Annotated in this window: 16 protein-coding genes; 8 read left to right on the top strand and 8 right to left on the bottom strand. The window is 40.4% G+C overall.

Annotation, left to right across the window (positions count from 1 at the left end; genetic code table 11):
- Window positions 1-89 precede the first annotated feature (89 nt).
- Window positions 90-707 carry a hypothetical protein gene (locus ACLD71_RS09475; RefSeq protein ID WP_411994386.1) on the top strand — a complete coding sequence of 206 codons (618 nt, stop codon included), beginning with the start codon at window positions 90-92 and terminating at the stop codon, window positions 705-707.
- 705 nt (window positions 708-1,412) lie between these two features.
- On the opposite strand, the gene ACLD71_RS09480 is transcribed toward ACLD71_RS09475, so the two are convergent.
- Window positions 1,413-1,718 (bottom strand): hypothetical protein, encoded by a 306-nt coding sequence (locus ACLD71_RS09480; RefSeq protein ID WP_411994388.1) that lies wholly within the window; start codon window positions 1,716-1,718, stop codon window positions 1,413-1,415.
- Between the two features lie 176 nt (window positions 1,719-1,894).
- Between ACLD71_RS09480 and ACLD71_RS09485 the strand changes: the two genes are divergently transcribed.
- From ACLD71_RS09485 to ACLD71_RS09495, 3 genes are all read left to right on the top strand, one after another.
- Window positions 1,895-2,719 carry a hypothetical protein gene (locus tag ACLD71_RS09485; protein ID WP_411994389.1) on the top strand — a complete coding sequence of 275 codons (825 nt, stop codon included), beginning with the start codon at window positions 1,895-1,897 and terminating at the stop codon, window positions 2,717-2,719.
- A 364-nt stretch (window positions 2,720-3,083) separates the two neighbouring features.
- On the top strand, window positions 3,084-3,707 hold the full coding sequence (locus ACLD71_RS09490; protein ID WP_411994391.1) for a DUF6088 family protein: 624 nt from the start codon (window positions 3,084-3,086) through the stop codon (window positions 3,705-3,707).
- A 1-nt stretch (window position 3,708) separates the two neighbouring features.
- On the top strand, window positions 3,709-4,740 hold the full coding sequence (locus tag ACLD71_RS09495) for a nucleotidyl transferase AbiEii/AbiGii toxin family protein (RefSeq protein ID WP_411994393.1): 1,032 nt from the start codon (window positions 3,709-3,711) through the stop codon (window positions 4,738-4,740).
- Window positions 4,741-4,799: 59 nt separating this feature from the next.
- Here ACLD71_RS09495 and ACLD71_RS09500 read toward each other — a convergent pair whose 3' ends face one another.
- The 6 genes from ACLD71_RS09500 to ACLD71_RS09525 form a co-directional block, all read right to left on the bottom strand.
- Window positions 4,800-7,043, bottom strand: a complete 2,244-nt coding sequence (locus tag ACLD71_RS09500; RefSeq protein ID WP_411994395.1) for an AAA family ATPase — start codon at window positions 7,041-7,043, stop codon at window positions 4,800-4,802.
- A 463-nt stretch (window positions 7,044-7,506) separates the two neighbouring features.
- Window positions 7,507-8,589, bottom strand: coding sequence for a hypothetical protein (locus ACLD71_RS09505; protein WP_411994396.1), 1,083 nt, complete (start codon window positions 8,587-8,589; stop codon window positions 7,507-7,509).
- A gap of 208 nt (window positions 8,590-8,797) precedes the next feature.
- Window positions 8,798-9,412 (bottom strand): hypothetical protein, encoded by a 615-nt coding sequence (locus ACLD71_RS09510; RefSeq protein ID WP_411994398.1) that lies wholly within the window; start codon window positions 9,410-9,412, stop codon window positions 8,798-8,800.
- Between the two features lie 314 nt (window positions 9,413-9,726).
- Window positions 9,727-10,344: a recombinase family protein gene (locus tag ACLD71_RS09515; RefSeq protein ID WP_411994400.1), complete on the bottom strand. Its 618-nt coding sequence runs from the start codon at window positions 10,342-10,344 to the stop codon at window positions 9,727-9,729.
- A gap of 157 nt (window positions 10,345-10,501) precedes the next feature.
- The gene (locus tag ACLD71_RS09520) at window positions 10,502-11,569 is read right to left on the bottom strand and encodes a site-specific integrase (protein ID WP_411994402.1); all 1,068 of its coding nucleotides are present in this window, start codon (window positions 11,567-11,569) and stop codon (window positions 10,502-10,504) included.
- A gap of 303 nt (window positions 11,570-11,872) precedes the next feature.
- Window positions 11,873-12,955, bottom strand: coding sequence for a site-specific integrase (locus ACLD71_RS09525; protein WP_411994404.1), 1,083 nt, complete (start codon window positions 12,953-12,955; stop codon window positions 11,873-11,875).
- 248 nt (window positions 12,956-13,203) lie between these two features.
- Between ACLD71_RS09525 and dusA the strand changes: the two genes are divergently transcribed.
- Complete coding sequence (dusA, locus tag ACLD71_RS09530) at window positions 13,204-14,181, top strand: tRNA dihydrouridine(20/20a) synthase DusA (protein WP_411994405.1); 978 nt, start codon at window positions 13,204-13,206, stop codon at window positions 14,179-14,181.
- A gap of 116 nt (window positions 14,182-14,297) precedes the next feature.
- Window positions 14,298-14,936 carry a super-infection exclusion protein B gene (locus ACLD71_RS09535; protein WP_137673732.1) on the top strand — a complete coding sequence of 213 codons (639 nt, stop codon included), beginning with the start codon at window positions 14,298-14,300 and terminating at the stop codon, window positions 14,934-14,936.
- Between the two features lie 8 nt (window positions 14,937-14,944).
- Here the strand turns inward: ACLD71_RS09535 and ACLD71_RS09540 are convergent, their stop codons facing one another.
- A complete protein-coding gene (locus tag ACLD71_RS09540; RefSeq protein ID WP_411994407.1) occupies window positions 14,945-15,400 on the bottom strand; it encodes a methylglyoxal synthase in 456 nt (151 codons plus the stop codon).
- A 113-nt stretch (window positions 15,401-15,513) separates the two neighbouring features.
- Between ACLD71_RS09540 and ACLD71_RS09545 the strand changes: the two genes are divergently transcribed.
- Window positions 15,514-16,083 (top strand): SOS response-associated peptidase family protein, encoded by a 570-nt coding sequence (locus ACLD71_RS09545; RefSeq protein WP_411994408.1) that lies wholly within the window; start codon window positions 15,514-15,516, stop codon window positions 16,081-16,083.
- 48 nt (window positions 16,084-16,131) lie between these two features.
- On the top strand, window positions 16,132-16,719 hold the full coding sequence (locus ACLD71_RS09550; RefSeq protein WP_137673735.1) for a gamma-glutamylcyclotransferase family protein: 588 nt from the start codon (window positions 16,132-16,134) through the stop codon (window positions 16,717-16,719).
- Window positions 16,720-16,771 lie beyond the last annotated feature (52 nt).

The following is a 16,771-nucleotide window of genomic DNA, read 5'->3' on the forward strand; positions in this document are numbered from 1 at the left end:
CCGTAATTCATATGGTAGTTATCTCACCGATGTATATTGAAGTGAGCTGTTGGGTCCACTCTTAAAAATCTTAATCGCAAGGATGTGAAATGAAAAAGTGTGTCACGGTGATTAGCCAAGCTTACTTAGCTATGTTGTTAACGCCATTTGCCGTCGCTGAAGTCGAGCAAAATAGTGAAATGTTTGTGCTTAACTTTGAAGGTCCAGACTACGTGCGAACCATTCGTTATACCAAACCTTACCGCGACGGCGATCGCTGGGAGATGGGTTCATTTGTTTATGATAAAACAGTGACCGTTCAAGGCTTGGTGACTATATTTAATGGTGAATTGAAGTTAGGTAAACAAAGTGATGGCCGCGTTTTTGTTTATCAAAATGCCAGTGACTACCAGGAAAATAATTGGACCGTTTCGCTGATTATTAATGAGGATCTAACGGGCTCATTTATTGATCAAAAAGGCAGTAATGTACATGAGTTTGTAGGTTCTTTTAGCGAAGTAGAAGGGCAGGTTGCTAAAGGAGATGAAGCCTATAGTGACCCGTTATGGCAAATAGCCTATCGGATACAGCCTAAACAAGGGATATACACGATTAATGGCGTAACAGCCTTTGAAGGCGAAGTGAGTGGTAAACATCGTTGGTTATCAAACTGGGTATTTGCTGATCGCTTTCAATTTACGAATAAAGATTCTAGCTCCGTTAAATAGCCGTCAAAGCTCAATGGTAAATTAGTTAATGCTCCTCAACTCATAGTATAATCACTGGCTGATTTGAGCGGCATTCGCAATATGTGTGCTTTAGCTGCTGTAGTTCGTTGATTATTTTACCTTTGTTTAAATGTTGAGCTCATGACTAAAGATTTACCTTACCAAGCACATCGCTTTTCTGTCGCTCCAATGCTCGATTGGATCATTGAATAATAAATTCAATTTAAAACAATGTCTTACATTGTGTGGAGAAAACGAGGGGACATTAGGGGACATTCGCTATTATCATCAACACCCTCGATTCAATACTATCTTCTCTTGAAGTTTGGTTCTACTTTTCAACGGCAATTAGGGGACATTTTTGGCATTTTTGCCTTCTAGAACAGCGGACTTTATTCTCCTACCATTGCATTTGGTAACAGCCACCAGCACCACCTCAACTGAAAACAGTTTCTTGTTTTAGCATTGTACTTATACAAAAAATCCTATGCCTATATAGAAGGTAGCGATTTTTGAAAAAACAAAAATTGAACTTTATCTGCCAACTAGAGCTGGTGGAAAGAGATAACCCCAGAAAGGAAGAACCATTATCAAAATTAGGTAATACCGAATGTTGATAATGGTGCAAATGAGCGACCTACTATATAGGTTCAACTTGAACTTGATTTGTAATTTTCCTAGCAAAGCTGCTTGAATGAAGTTGAATTACTTTAACTTATTGAGAGCTTTGAATCGGAGTAGCTTACTTACATCTGCCATTGAGTTCTCTAGTAGTAACGAGAAGAATTGAATCGGATCTAATTCCATACTATCAACTTCATCATGATGATCTAGCCAATTCGCTTTGACCACTTGAGTAATGTATGTTGCAAGTTGTTCCTCCGTAACATTAGCAAGGCGATCTAACTGTTGAAGCTGACATCTCCGTTTTACTGCGTGTATAGCTGCATTCTCAAGGTCTATTTGTCCCACTGCCATTTTTAGCTTTTCTAAAAAATCTCCATTATTCATAACCGTTTATTGGAACTATAAGAAATGAATGGGTTGTATTTCAAGGGAGGTTTGGAGGGGAACCATCCAACAAGGGGGTAAATTGCAGCGAAGCAATCAATTTGCCTATCTTGAAGCTCTAAACTTATACGAATTTGCGTCAACTGATGTTAATTATTAAGTTGTTAATAAACTAGATGAAAACTTTTGTAGTCGTAACAAAACCAGTGAAGAACGGTTCAGCTGGTATCCTCAAAAGAGAACGGTATTTAAAAAGTGAATCACACCCTAATCATACCAATACTGAAGCGATCTTTGATGTAGTCGGTGGTGAAGTCACGTCTAAGCGTATAGTCATTGCCGGTGAGCAATATAAGTTACACCAAATGCTAGGCAGTAATCGTCGTGGACGGCCGCTTAGCTCATTTGCAATGGAATTCTGCCTAACGCTCCCTAAGCCTTACCGTCCAACCAAAGACCAATGGCGCCTAATTATAGGTGACTGTTGTAAAAGCTTAGCCGATCACCTAAAACTGACTGGTTCCGAGCGGAAAACTTTTTTTTCATTAATACGCGGAGTATGCCATCAACAAAAACAAGAAGGGAAAGGTTCTGGAGATCACTGTCACCTAATCGTATCAAAGATCGCTGGGAAGAAGGTTCTTCGAGACCTTCAGAGAAAGAAGGCAACGTCATTGCTTAAACAAGCATTTACTGCGGCTGTAACCAATCATGTTGGTGTATCGATACAAGACTACAAGCCCTATGAACTTAACAGAGGTAATCGTTTAGAAAAGTGGCAATATGAGTCTATAAAGCTAAATGAGGCTCAGGAGCAAAAACAGAAGTTATGCTCTAAATTAGAGCGGCAGATTAATAAGTGGGAACGAGCATTGGAGAGTCATGACTCTAAGCAGGTGCGTCGTCAAAGAAACCGTATCGAAAAAATATTTGCAGAGCTAAATGGAGAGTTTGAAAACCCTGCGTTATCTTCTCGAATTAACAGTATCCTTAATCGGTAACGCAAGTTATTAACTCATTTATGCCCCAAAATCACTCAGAGCAAATGCTCTACACAACTCAACGGGCGTACTTTTACCCTACTAAATCTAATTTAACTTTCATTATTACGGCTGGGTTTTGGCTACGTAAATAAGTCAAAAATTGAACTACATGGATAATGAGTTTTAGAAAACTATTTTAATAAAAATCCTCAAGATTATTGACGTCTAAGCTCATTTTTTTCAGCATCTTACTAAAGTCTGACTATTAAAAAATCTCTTACTTTAAGCATCCATAGTGTCATTAGGTTACATTTAGGATGCTCCATAGGTGTCAATAAGTCACAAAGTCAGTATACTAATATAAGTAATTGAGGAGGTTTTAATGGTAGTGTCACAGCAAGTAACCAGCTATATAATGCGCCAGCAATATGGTCGTGTATTTACGCTTGATGATTTCATGAAAAGTTCAAACCTTGAATCAAACCGAGCGGCAGTCACTGCACTCAGCCGCTGTGTTGACATGAAGTTAGTCAAACGTCTATCTCGTGGAGTCTATTACAAACCCCAAAAAAGCCGATTCGGCACTCTGCCTGTAGATACACAAGAACTGATCAAAGCTCTCAGCCGAAAAAAACATGCTGAGTTCGTTGTATCAGGTGCAACTGCAGTCAACGCTTTAGGTTTATCAACACAACTCCCTATGGTTAGGAGTTATATGATGACAGAACGTGTCAGAGTAGATCTTAAATCCGTCAATATAAAAATCGAATATAGTAAAGCACTTGATCATTTTTCGAAGCACTTAAAAATCAGCGATAAAGCACAGAAGAAACAGGCTTTTATATTTTGGAGTGCGCTACATTACATAGGCAAGGATAGATTCCCGGATTATCGAAGTCCGTATATTTCAGGTTTTGACAAGGCATTTAGCAGTAATGTGAGACAAAAGATTTTGCAGGCTCTTCCGCCATCAATGACTTGGGCAAAAAAAGAAATAGGACATTAAATTGAGCAAATATTTGGAACTACCTGCTTCTGAAAAACGTGAAGCATTATTGGTTGCTGAAGAGAAGCATGAAAGCAAACTTCCAGCATACATAATCGAAAAGGATTATTGGGTTACACAGACTTTAAACATTCTCTACACAATGATTGCACCTACCTTTTCTGAGAAATGTGATAAGCCATTTCTCTTTAAAGGTGGAACGAGTCTTTCGAAAGGCTACAGCCTAATCAATAGAATGTCTGAGGATATCGACCTGTCTTTTTCTTTAAACCTACTTGAGTGCGAACCTATTAATTTAGAGAAAGTAACCAGTAGGAAAGCCAGACAAACCGCAGCATTAGCCATCGATACAAAAGCTGAAGAGTTAATAAAGCAACAGCTCATTGACCAACTTACTAAACATTTACAAGCTCTGGATACAGAAGTCAAAATTGAGATTGAATCTGATGCCCCCCTTAACATCGCCATCTACTATCCTAAAGCTCTAAATGAGGATGAATATGGAAGTTCTGCTCAACAAAGAGTTTTGCTCGAAACAGGTGGACGTTCTGACAATCACCCAGACAAAGTAATTGAGATGAATCACATGTTGGGAGAGGCTATACCAGATCTTTTAGATGATGGTTTTGATGTTTTAACCTTGTCGCCTGAAAGGACAATTTTAGAAAAGATGTTCGCAATACACACTAACCATGTGAAAGAGTCCTTAGCTGATAAACATGCTCGACATCTTTATGATATTGTCGAAATTGACTCGAAGTATCCAGCATGGTGTGCAAATAAAGCTCTGTTCGAAATTGTGGTTAACTTTTGCGATGTCTACTACAAATGGCACGCTGATTCATGCTCATCAGCTTTGAAGGGACCTTTAATTCTTATCCCTCAGAATCCAGATATGACGGATAAGTATAAAAAGGATTGGGAAAGCATGGCAGATATGTTTCCTAAAGCTGAACTTCCCTATTCATTCGATGACTTAATAGATAACGTCAAATCGATTGAAGTTAAGGCAAATGGTAGTTTCTACACTTGATTTGTACCAGCTCAGACCTGATCTGACAGTTACCCAATTTCGATGTGGTGCCTGTCAGTTTATATCTGAGACATTTTTTGATAATGTTCGGGATAACCCGTGATTTCGAATAGCAATTTTAAACCATCCCTAAAGACCCCATAGTCAAATTCTTTAAAATCAATGATATTCTGACCAAGGGAGTGTGACTCTCGATTTATGTACCGTATGAAAGCCTGATATTTCACTTCTTGAAGTTCTTGTTTTTGCGTTACATTACTCAAATCTGATTTTTGCACAAAGTTGAAGAAGTACTCAACTACGTTTCTCATACAGTTTGCAACCAAAGCAGCGGGTTGATCCTTGTCATTAATCACTGACCAGTATGATTGATAGTCATTCTGTACTTCTTCATACTTCATCGTTCCAATCGTTGTACCATTCGTATTTTTAGATAGTCGATACAGAGATTGATTTTCTTTTCTTCGTTTGTGATTTGAATCAACAAGCTCATAAAAGAAGTACAGGCTATGCGTGAGGACAAAAACTTGCTCCACCCCATAACCATTGAAGAAATCGTTCTTTATTAGCTGCCCGATATTGTAAACATAAATATGAGACAAGCTTGAAACTGGATCGTCAATTACCGCAATTTTTTTAATATGAGCCTCATCAGCCGTTTGTTTACCTTTAAACAATTCTCGGAAGTACAAAAAGCTAATAATCATCTTTTCGCCCTCCGATAACGACAAGAAGATTGGCCCCTCTGTGCCAGTTCTTACGAGGCGATATAGCTCTTCCTCGTGCTTCTCAATATAAAAATCCGTAATTCCAATATCAACAAGACCCTCATTAATATTATTGATCGAATCATCAATGTTAACTGTTTGTTTTTGTTGCTCGGTTCGTTCGGCTTCGAGTTGAACTACCTCAGTGTCGACATCTTCCTTAACCGCTTTCAACTCGATTATTTTGTCATTACTGTCTTTTTTGCTTGATTCATACCCTTTGATGGTTTGATCGTATTCCCAACGAACAATTTTCCAAAACTCGTCTTTAATACGTTTCAATTCTTGCGTTGAATTAGCAATTTTTTGGTTGTGAATCCCAATGCTGACATTGATTGAATCGACATGTTTATTAAAGGAAGCAACGTGCTCGCTAAGTCTTTCCAACTCAACTTTCAGGCTTGGCGTTTGTTCCTTTTGCTGAATTTTTAGTAAATTGGATTTTAGTGTTTCGACAATTAATGCATAAGATTCTGCCATTTCAGCAAGAAAATCGACAGAAAAAGGCGACTTCTTATAGATATCTAAATCAGTCAGAGATTCAACTATCTCTTGGTATTTGGTTAGTATTTTGCCGATATTCTGCTTACTTTCTTCATACGTTTCATCAAAGTAGTCTTTAATTTGTGCGGTTAACTCAGGCGTAATCGTCTTAGATTGGCAGAATGGACAACTCTCATCTTCAATATCAGCAATGTACTGCAAGCCATCACTAACCCAGTCAGAATTTTTCAGTTGATTAATCAGTTTTGCGATTGGACTATCTCCATTACCAATCACTATTTCTTTGAGCAGTTCTAATTCCTCTGGCAAAAGCTCTGACAATGAAATCTTAGGCAAAACATCGTAAGTAGTGGCTTTGTCACCATCAATTACTGCTACTTCTTCTTTAAGTTGTTCAATTGTTTTAACTGGTTTAACGGGTGGCAGAGGGACAGAAATAAGATAGCTGAACAGAACTTTTTTGTTCCCCATTAACCGATCCAGACAAAATTTCAGGACACGATCACCACCAGAGTAGTTCGTCTTTATTTCCCAGACCTTTTTTTCTGCCGTATCTGTCGCTTTCTTTAAAATCTCACTTTCTTTGTCAATGTCAGCTTGGAAGCCCTTGCTTTTTTCAGTTAGTTGATCAATATCTTTCCCAAGCTGTTCTACCCTTTCCTTAGCTTCCTTGTTCTCTTTGGATAGGCTAAAAATACCGTTAATTGAGTCTTTGGAGTAAAAATTATCTTGGATAAATTTCTGATTATAAACAAGAACCTTACAGCTATTGACTGTGTGAGAGCAGCTTTGATATTTAGGGTCATCAGGCGCATAGAAGTAGTTTGAGAACGTACTTTTACCAGTGCCATTTAAACCATAAATGATGTTTACTTTTCTATCGGTGTTGAGAGTTGTCTTGTTTCTATAACTTGCAACATCACTAAAATGTATCTGTGTAATCAATGCACTACCTCTCATCAACTGTAAACTAAACATTATTATTGAACGAAGCCGCTGCATGGCAGAGTAAAGCGTAAAGAAACTCACCATATCTCTTGTTATCCATCACTCGATAGGTAGGAGTTTCATTTTGTCTATGCACAACGACTTATGTACTTAAATATACAAGGTAACAGTCTGATAAAGATTGAAGAAACATACACTTTAATATAATAAGTTGCTGGTAAGGCTCATTGCTCCTTTCTAAATATGTCTGTCCCAAGTAGTTTATGTGTAGCCACCACTTAACCCCATGTGTTGAGCAAGCACAACACATCTAAGCCCGGAATAGTTATCAAAATGGCTTTACCATACCTGTAGTTATTCGTGACTTGCTAATATTCTATTTTCCGTAACTTATTTTTGTCCAATTTCAAGTTACGAATATAAACAACGGTTATTTGAGAACCAAGAAATTGTCTAGGATTTTCAGGCCTACCAGTATAAGCCCTCATTGACTGAGCTTTTTATCCTATTTAGCATCTGAGAATATTGTGGCGAACCATGTCACCGCCTAGCCTAAAACATCCCATACAACTTTCGCGTAATTTGCGCATTTATCAACAACCGACAGGCTTTTGTCCTTAACATCGCTAAGCCAATCCCACCACGTTCGAAGTTCCTTGTATTTGCGCTCAACCTCTTTGCACTCGGCTATTTCAGTACTTAACCAAACATAGCGTGGCTTTTTACAATCCAGATATTTCTTTTTGTAAATCGGCAGCTTTGTATTGCGTTGATATTCAAATTCAGCCTCACGTTGCTGGTAGGCCTCATTGTCCGTAAAGCGCAAGGTAGAGCTCGCAACAAACTGCTTAACGCCTGCTAATGCACTTGAGCCCATACCGTTTAAAGTGGCACCTATAGGCTCAACAATATATTGAGTGAACAATGCTCGCGGGGCGTAGTAGCTATCAATTTGCGGCTTACCCCATACGCTACCCCAAAAAATTTCTTCACCTACAGCGTGCGTTTCAGGTATAAAGCTAAGCTCGAAACTCAGGCCGTCATTTGTCATTAGTTCGAGCTCGCGCTCTTTGTATTTATTCTTAATCGTATAAGGCAAACGCCCAGTTTGCTCTGCAATTGTTCGCTGTTGCTCGCTTAGCTCAAAATAATAAATATAGGTTCTATTGGTGTTTAGCGGGTTGGTCGTTGAGCTATACGCAAACAGAAGGAATGCGATAACGAACATTGTTGCTGATGATGCCTCCCAAGATTTCACATATACCTTCTTGCCACAACTAAAATACTTTTCCCTCGCGTACATGTACAAAGCACTGTACCCGCAGGTCAGGGCTACGAAGCCCCACGCTCTGTCGGCGGGAACCATTGGAGAAAGTCTGCACAGAAAAAGCACAAGGGGTTGCGTCAAGTAAGCAGCAATCAAACTGAGCAAAGGAATGCCGATCACCCTTGCGTCTACAAACAGCACTTTGGCAACAACAGGCGTCCACCAGATTACAAACTTGAAGGGCATCATCAAAAAGGCAAATAAAGAGACAACGACTTGAAACAAGAAGCCGTAAACGTAGGCAACGGGAGAAGGTGCTCTATAACGCAAGTAGTGATCGATACTCGTTAATAGCTCAATCAAACGTTCAAAGCACTTAAGCACCTTAATGAAAGCCATAATAAGAAAATCGATAACGCTATTTATTCCGTGTAAAAACCTACTAAAAGAACGTAACATCCAAATCAACCTTAAACTACAAAGCACCTACCGCTAGGACACTCAATTAATTGTTAATATCTACTAGCATACAAGCGCTAAGCACAACGTAAGCTACACAGTTTTCAAAAAACTATTCTTCTAATTTTATTTGAGAATTCCCAAGTACACTTCCCCAAACCAGTCTTTTGTTCGGGGCGTAGTCGCTAAGACTTGAACGGCCACTAATAACAGCTTGAGCTTGCGGAGAGTCCGAATCAGGCATGACCTTTGTGAAGTAAATATAGGTCGCATTATTGGTGATGAAATTAAAAGGAGAGAACACCACCATGGTAAAGAAAGACAAGCCCAAAACCAGTCCTGAGACCTTAAAAGGCTTCAAACTAGATTTTGGCTTATTTTTAACAAACAAGAACTTGAAAAGATGATGAAGGGCGTATGTTAGCGCGCAAGCATTTATGAGTGTTCCGGCAATAAGCAAGTAATTTCCCTTCATTGTTTCTTCGTAGGGCAAAATACGCAACAAATCGCGATACAAGAATGGGTGTGAAACAATGGCAATCCAGAAGCCTAGGTAACACGCATAAAGCGAATAGATTTTTGTAAATAGTCGCATCAACCACTTGGTAATAGCTTCGATATGATTTGGCAAATTAAGCTTTTCAATACGAACAAAAGGCTCACTCGTACTATCATAATTAAATGCCCTGCATTTCAACTCTAATGCCTTTAGCTTTAGTTCTTTCAAAAATATCTTCCTTCGCGATACCGCTTAATTGGCTTTCTTAATCATATGGATACAGACCTAATACGCAAAGCACTTCAATGCTTCTTTATAAAAAAATACTAGTAATTTTATGTATTTAACTATACATAGCTGTTGGTGAAGAAAGAGGTAGAGTTGAAATTGGATGAAGGTTGTGGCTGTATCTGCAATGCTGGTCGGATCGCTATGTACTGGTCTCCAAAAACAGGGCACTTTTAGTTAACTAGCAAGCTCACAACTTATTTACCTTGAAATACGAGCTAAGCAGGGGCTTGAAAGAAGAGTTTATGATGGTTTCATGCATATTGCTTCTTAACACGCTGCACCGTTGAAACAGATACACCTAACAAGCTTGCCGTTTCACGGATAGAGTGATTACTATTTAATGTCGCAAGTATTTCCTCATGCTTGCCCTTCATTTTTCCAGAGTTGGGTCTGCGGCCTTGAAATGCTTCATCCCACTTACCAGCCTCACGTAATGCTTGTCTGCCAGCTTCTGCTGATGCAAGGCGAGTTTCACGCTCTGCCGCCGCCATTGCGGTAATCATAGTGATTTGTACGTTAGTGATCATATCTGTCATGGTGTCACCTGTATATTCAAACGTACGAGATTGATTTAGGGTTTTAATTATTACGCCACGACATAGTAATTCTCTGATTACACGTTCAGCATCTTCATAATTACGGCCAATTCTATCGACCCACCAAACGATGAGTGTATCTCCCTTGCGAAGCCCAAGGATTGGGTCAATTAGCCTTGATAGCACCATTCTCTCCGCTGCTGGAACTGTTCCACTGGTTCCGTGTTCTTCAGGCATTATTTCAGCATTAGGGAATTGCTTCTTGATGTCGACTTCTTGCGAAGCGATGTGTTGATCTTTGGTGGAGACTCTTAGGTAGGCAATTTCTTTCATGGCTATATTCTTTTAGTTTGTGTAGTCACATTAGAATATTCAAAATTAGATTGGCAACTAAAAGATTACATTGGTAACAATGTTTTTGATGCTGGTGGATGTAGTCATTAAATACTAACTAAAAGCGCACATGTAACACCTTTAATCGTAAAATAACTTACGCTGCTTTAGGCATAGAGGCACACAGTGGTAGGTAATTGTTGTTTAAAATATTTAGGTCACGATGCCCAGTAATCTTGGATACTTCAACGACGCTTAGACCTGATTCAAACATGCGACATGCTGCTTCAGTTCTGAGGTCATGAAAGCGCAAATCATTAATATCGAGAGCTCTAGTAAGTTTACGCCACCTGCTTCCTATGGCGTCGGTGCTATAAGGAAACACCAAGTCATCTTCACTAAGAGGTTGTTTTAGTAGTCTATCTAAGAGCTTGTCTGACAAGTTCAGGATATCAGTATGTCTTTTGTTTTTCTTAGGGTGCTTACGGTCACGTACTGTTAGCGTGTTTGTCTCTTCACAAATGTCACTCCTACGCAACTTTGATATTTCACCAAGTCTTAAGCCAAGCTCGATAGCTACCGCCATAATGTCCTGAAGCGGTATGTGGCTCTTTGCATTAGTGTTTACAGTATCTAATTCGTTGGATATTAGCTCAAATTCATTTGGTTCTAGACGCCGACTACGCTCTGCACTGCGACCGATAAACCCATGTCTCTGAAGAGAGGAACGGGCAGCATCAAAAACTGTGCAATCAGTAGAGATGCCATAAAATGTGTTGGCGTCTTTAAGTGCTGTGCAAAGGTTAGAAAGATCATGGGATACTGTTTGAGGTTTCACTGTTTCTCTCCTGAGTTTGCAATGCTCAAATAGAGATTGTGCAGTTAAAGAGTCAACAGGAAGTTTGGCTATGGGGTACTTGAGCAGCATTCTTAGATTCGCCTCCTTAGATCGTCCTAGGTGACTAGAAGTTGGCTCATTGTTTAATACCTTCTCGATGACATCACTGATTAAAATAGCCTTAATCTTTTTGATTCGACGTAGCCCCTCAACACCCTCTCTTTCAGCAATTTGTTTAGCCTTCGTCGCCCATTTATCAGCGTCTTGGTAGGTATCAAAAGTCTTACAGCACTGTTCGAGTGTTTTTCCGCATGAGGTAACCCTGACCCGAGATTTATATCTCGTGCCTCGTTGGGTTTTAATTGGTTCAATAGCTTTCGTTGCCAAGTGATCCAAGCCTCAGAAAGTGGGTGCAAATACAATTATTTGCGGCTGAGATGGATACTAATGAGCAGTAAGCAAACGTTCAAATTAGAGCTTGTGTTCAAAAGTATGCGTTATTTAGCGTTTTAGAGGGGGGTAAGGCTTTAGAGGGGCTTTTTGTTATGAAAAGCAAATACCCCCTCTAAATTGGCCTATTAGTAGTGCTCCTGAGTATCACTTCAGTGTTTTTTAATTCGATACTATTTTAAAAAATTTTAAAATAAGACAAAATTGTGATCCATGTCGCGTGATGGTGTTTTTTTAAACTCAATCGCTTAACTTGCTGACCGTGTGAAGAGTTTGAACGCCTAAGCGAAGATATACATTGTTTAGTACGTTTATGTCTTTATGGCCTGTGATTTTAGACACTTCAACAATGTTTAGTCCTTTCTCAAATAGCTGACATGCGCCTTCCGCTCGCAAGTCGTGGTAGCGAAGGTCTTTGATTCCTTTTTCTCGACAAACACGCTGCCATGCTGCACCAATAGATTCGCGCTTGAAAGGGAAAATACGAGATTCAGTTTTTGGCTGACGTAAGAAAATCTCTTTAGCTTCATGAAACAGTGGGATGGTGCAATCATTTCCTCGCTTGTTTCTTGGGTCTTTACGATTACGAATTGTTAAGGTTGATGAATCCAAGTTTAAGTCGTTCCATTCGATACGAGTTATTTCTCCCAATCTCATGCAGGTATATATAGATAGGTGAAAGATATCGACCAAAGGAATATGAGCAGCACGGTGGGATTGTCTTCGTATCAAGCCTTCTTCTACGATGCGCAATTCTTCAGTGGTTGGTCTACGCTCTCGACGTTGGCTGCGGCCAATTAGCCCGTATCGAACTAAGGTAGGGATGGCTTCTCCATGTGCATTAATATTGGCGCTGTAACCAAACATAGGGCCAGCTACGTCAATGACACTTTTGAGATAGGTTATATCATGATAGATAGTTTGGGGGAGAGGCTGAGTTGCCTCTTCTTTTCGAATACGGCAGTGGTTAACTAAGTCATTTGCCGTAAGCAGATCTGCGCGTAAAAGTGCAATGTCATAGGCTCTAAGTCTGCTGAGTACTGCAAATTTGGAACGACCAATATCTGCAGATGTAATAGGATCATTTAAATATAGAGTAATCAGGTCACCAATAAGAATGGTCATATCTTTTGGCTGTGTGTTAGGTATACCGTCTTTTTCTAGCTGAAAGCTTAGGTTTGTAGCCCAATGTCTGGCCTGTTTTTCTGAAGTGAAGGTCTTTGATTGTTCAAATAATCTTTTGCCATGACTGGTTAGCCTAACTCTAGCTTTGAACTTTATAGTATTCTTTCTTTTAACCTTTTCTATAGCAATAGTTGCCATTTTTAACCTCTCTTATTAGTAAAAGTTGGAAGAGAGGATGTTGATGAGATTACTAAACGCTATATTTGAAGCGCTAGTAAGCTAACTGTATAATCGCGAACCGAATCAAGTTCAGTGTCTTTTGTGTCCCTCAAAATATCCCTCAAGGGACATTTAGGGGTACAAAAACGTTAGATTTACTTGTTTTTTTCCGTTTTGCCTTCATGGATTGTGTGGCTAAAACCCTAATTTATAAAGAGATTTTAACTATGCATCCATCTTCTCGTTTTTCCGTTGCCCCAATGCTCGATTGGACCGACCGCCACTGCCGTTATTTCCACCGATTAATGACGAAGAATACCTTGCTGTATACTGAAATGGTGACAACCGGTGCCATTTTGCATGGAAAGGGCGATTACTTAGGGTTTTCGGAGCCAGAACACCCAATAGCCTTACAACTTGGTGGTTCCAATCCCACAGAGCTTACCGAGTGTGCTAAACGTGCTGAAGACTTAGGTTATGATGAGGTAAACATTAACGTTGGTTGCCCTTCAGACCGTGTTCAAAACGGTCGTTTTGGCGCTTGTTTAATGGCTGAACCAAACTTGGTGGCCGAGTGTGTCAGCGAAATGCAACATCAGGTAAAAATACCAGTAACGGTGAAAACTCGGATTGGGATTGATGAGCAAGACAGCTATCAGTTTCTAAAAGACTTTATTGAACCGGCTGCTCAAGCGGGATGCGAAACCTTTATTATTCATGCGCGTAAAGCGTGGTTATCTGGCTTAAGCCCTAAACAGAATCGTGACATTCCGCCGCTTGATTACTCTCGCGCTTATCAAGTAAAAAAAGATTATCCTCAACTCACCATTAGTGTAAATGGCGGTATCAATAGCTTAGAGCAAGCTGAACAACACTTAACCCACCTTGACGGGGTAATGTTGGGGCGCGAGGTTTACCAAAATCCTTATTTATTAGCTGAGGTGGATCAACGGATCTTTGACGATCACTCTCCCCAGTTAAGTCGACATCAGGTCGCTGAGTTAATGCTACCGTATATTGAGCAGCATCTAGCTCAGGGTGGGCGTTTGCAGCACATTAGCCGTCATATACTTGGTTTATTTCAAGGTTGCGTAGGTGCAAGAGCTTGGCGTCGTCACCTTAGTGAGAATGCGCATAAGTCTGGCGCGGGCATAGAGGTAATGCAAGCCGCGCTGGCATTGGTTCCCGAGCATCAAGACGCGTAAATACAGCTCGCTTTATCGTTAAAAACTGGCCGCTTAATGCGGCCAGTTTGTTATCTGGCATAGCCCTTGCTATCACTACCTGCGAAGAGTCAGCTTTTTGTCAGGAGAGTGAAACAATGGAATTTTTAAGTCGTTTAATCGCCCGTTGGGGGGTATTAGACATTTTAATGGCGTGGCTACTAATCGCTAGTGGTTTGCTGTTAATGATACCAAACCAATGGCTACCCGAAGCCAGCATAAATAGTCAACTGAGCTTAGTGCTTACTTTTAGTTGTGTAGTGGGTTTAGCCTATTTTATTAGCCGTGGCTTGCTGCTATTAGTGACTAGCTTAAGTGGGGCAGTTCAACATCGCAAAGAGCTACAGCGTTTGTCGTCAATGGTTGCGTGTTTAGATCATTCTGAACGAGCGATTCTACGTGAGTTTATTATTGCTCGACGCAGTGTTTTAAGTTTGCCTCTCAAGGAACCGGCAGTGGTTAACTTATTGGAGAATGGGGTACTTAAACCGATTAATCAGCAGCATGTGCAAGAACAGCGTAGTAACGTTGACATGATGATTAACTTGGCAGCACGACCATTATTAAGTTACAAAGCCTTGGGGTTGCCAGTGGGTAAATTAAACGAGGAACAGATTGAGCATTTAAAATCAATTCGCCCTCGCTTTTTACAGCCTGACTACAAAGCTAACCGTACTCACTCGGGGAAGTTATTTAGGATCCGAGCGGGTGAAGCAGAGAGCCAAACAGCCGCATAACGTGCTGCTTATTTTGTGCGTTGTTTCAGGTAACCTGCATAGTCAGGAACATCTACCGAAAACTCCTGATTGAAATGACGGCTGGCTAAGATAAAGTCAGCCGTTGCTTGGTTTGTTGCCATAGGAATGTTCCATACCGCAGCCAAGCGCAGCAAGGCTTTTACATCTGGGTCATGAGGTACCGCATCTAATGGATCCCAGAAAAAGATCATTAAATCTATTTTCCCTTCCGCGATCATCGCTCCCAGTTGTTGGTCACCGCCCATTGGGCCACTTAATAGTGCTTCTACCTCAAAGCCCTGTTGTGATAATAAAGTGCCGGTAGTACCAGTGCCAAATAACTGATGTTGTACTAATGCTTTTTGGTGGATCTTAGCCCATTTTATTAGCGCGCTCTTTTTATGATCATGAGCCACTAAGGCAATGCGTTTTCGCTCGTGCATTTTGCGAGTTGTTGTATCCATGCTACCTCTTAAATACTCTTAGATTGAAAGCCTTTACTGCAGATTATGTTACTGTTTGTATTTACTATTAGCTAGCGATAGCAGACAGAACATAAGGGTAGGGATCGCAAAACGTGTGCGGCAGTGTGATGATTGGTGGTGAATACGAAATACGACAAGTAATTGGCGTAGATTCGTTATTTTTAGATTTTGGTGAAACTAAGCAATATCGACCCCGCGAGTCTTTGCCTGCGATAACTTTTACGCAAGGAAAACTAACTTGTGAACACTATCTCTGGGGAGTTCAGCATTCTCAAACGAGCCAGTTAATCATTAATGCTCGGGCAGAAACCGCTGCAGATAAAGCAATGTTTAGCCAAGCTTGGTTAAATCAGCGTTGTTTACTTCCCGTTAAAGCCTGGCATGAGTGGCGCAATCAGGAACGTTTCGAATTTCGTCTAGACCATAGCCACTTGCTGTTATTAGGCGCTTTGTATATTCGCCAACACCAACATGAGCAAGCTCGGTTGGTAGTGCTAACTCAAAATGCGAGCAGTCAATTAACGCAATACCATCACCGTATGCCTTTATTGTTTGAGTTAGAAAGCGGATTAGCTTGGCTTGCTGGTCAAGCGTCTCAATCTAAACCTCAACAGTTTCATTATCATGTCTCTAGCAATAGCCCGCAGCTAGGTTTGTTTTAGTTTGTTCGCGATAAAGTCAGCGATACTATTTTTTAATCGGAGTGAGCGATGATTTACATTTTTGGTTATGGCAGTTTAATTGATACTGATTGCCGCCAGTGCACCTTTCCCGGAGAACATGCCTATGCGGCGCGCTTACACGGGTATCAGCGTTATTGGAGCGGTTTAAAGAGTGCCGAAGACCGTTCTGCCGTAGTCATTACTCCAGATAGTAATGCTAGCGTAAACGGGGTACTGATTCCGTTTGACGAGACATTCTTGCCAGAGTTAGATAAGCGAGAACAAGACTACGACCGTGTATTGCTTGATGTTCAACAACTTGATTTGCTCGACGATTTGCCCGGTGAAGTTGTTAAGATCTATACCTATGTGGCAAAGGAGTATTGGCACCCACAAACGAACAGCCCCATTTTACAAACCTACTTAGATGTATGTTTACGTGGGTGTTTAGCGGTAAATGAAGAATATGCACGAGAGTTTTTATTGTCGACTAACTATTGGGTAAATCATTGGCAGGATGATCGCCATCAACCTCTTTATCCACGGGCGATTAACATGAGTGCTTTAGCCTTGGATCAAATTGATTCAATCTTGAATGATATGGCGCATTTAGCTGAGCTAAAACCGAGTAAATAGCAGCCATAAAAAAAGGCGCCTAAGGCGCCTTTTTTACTTCAATTCAGTAAAC

The sequence above is a fragment of the Agarivorans sp. DSG3-1 genome (assembly GCF_046774965.1).
Taxonomy (GTDB): Bacteria; Pseudomonadota; Gammaproteobacteria; order Enterobacterales; family Celerinatantimonadaceae; genus Agarivorans.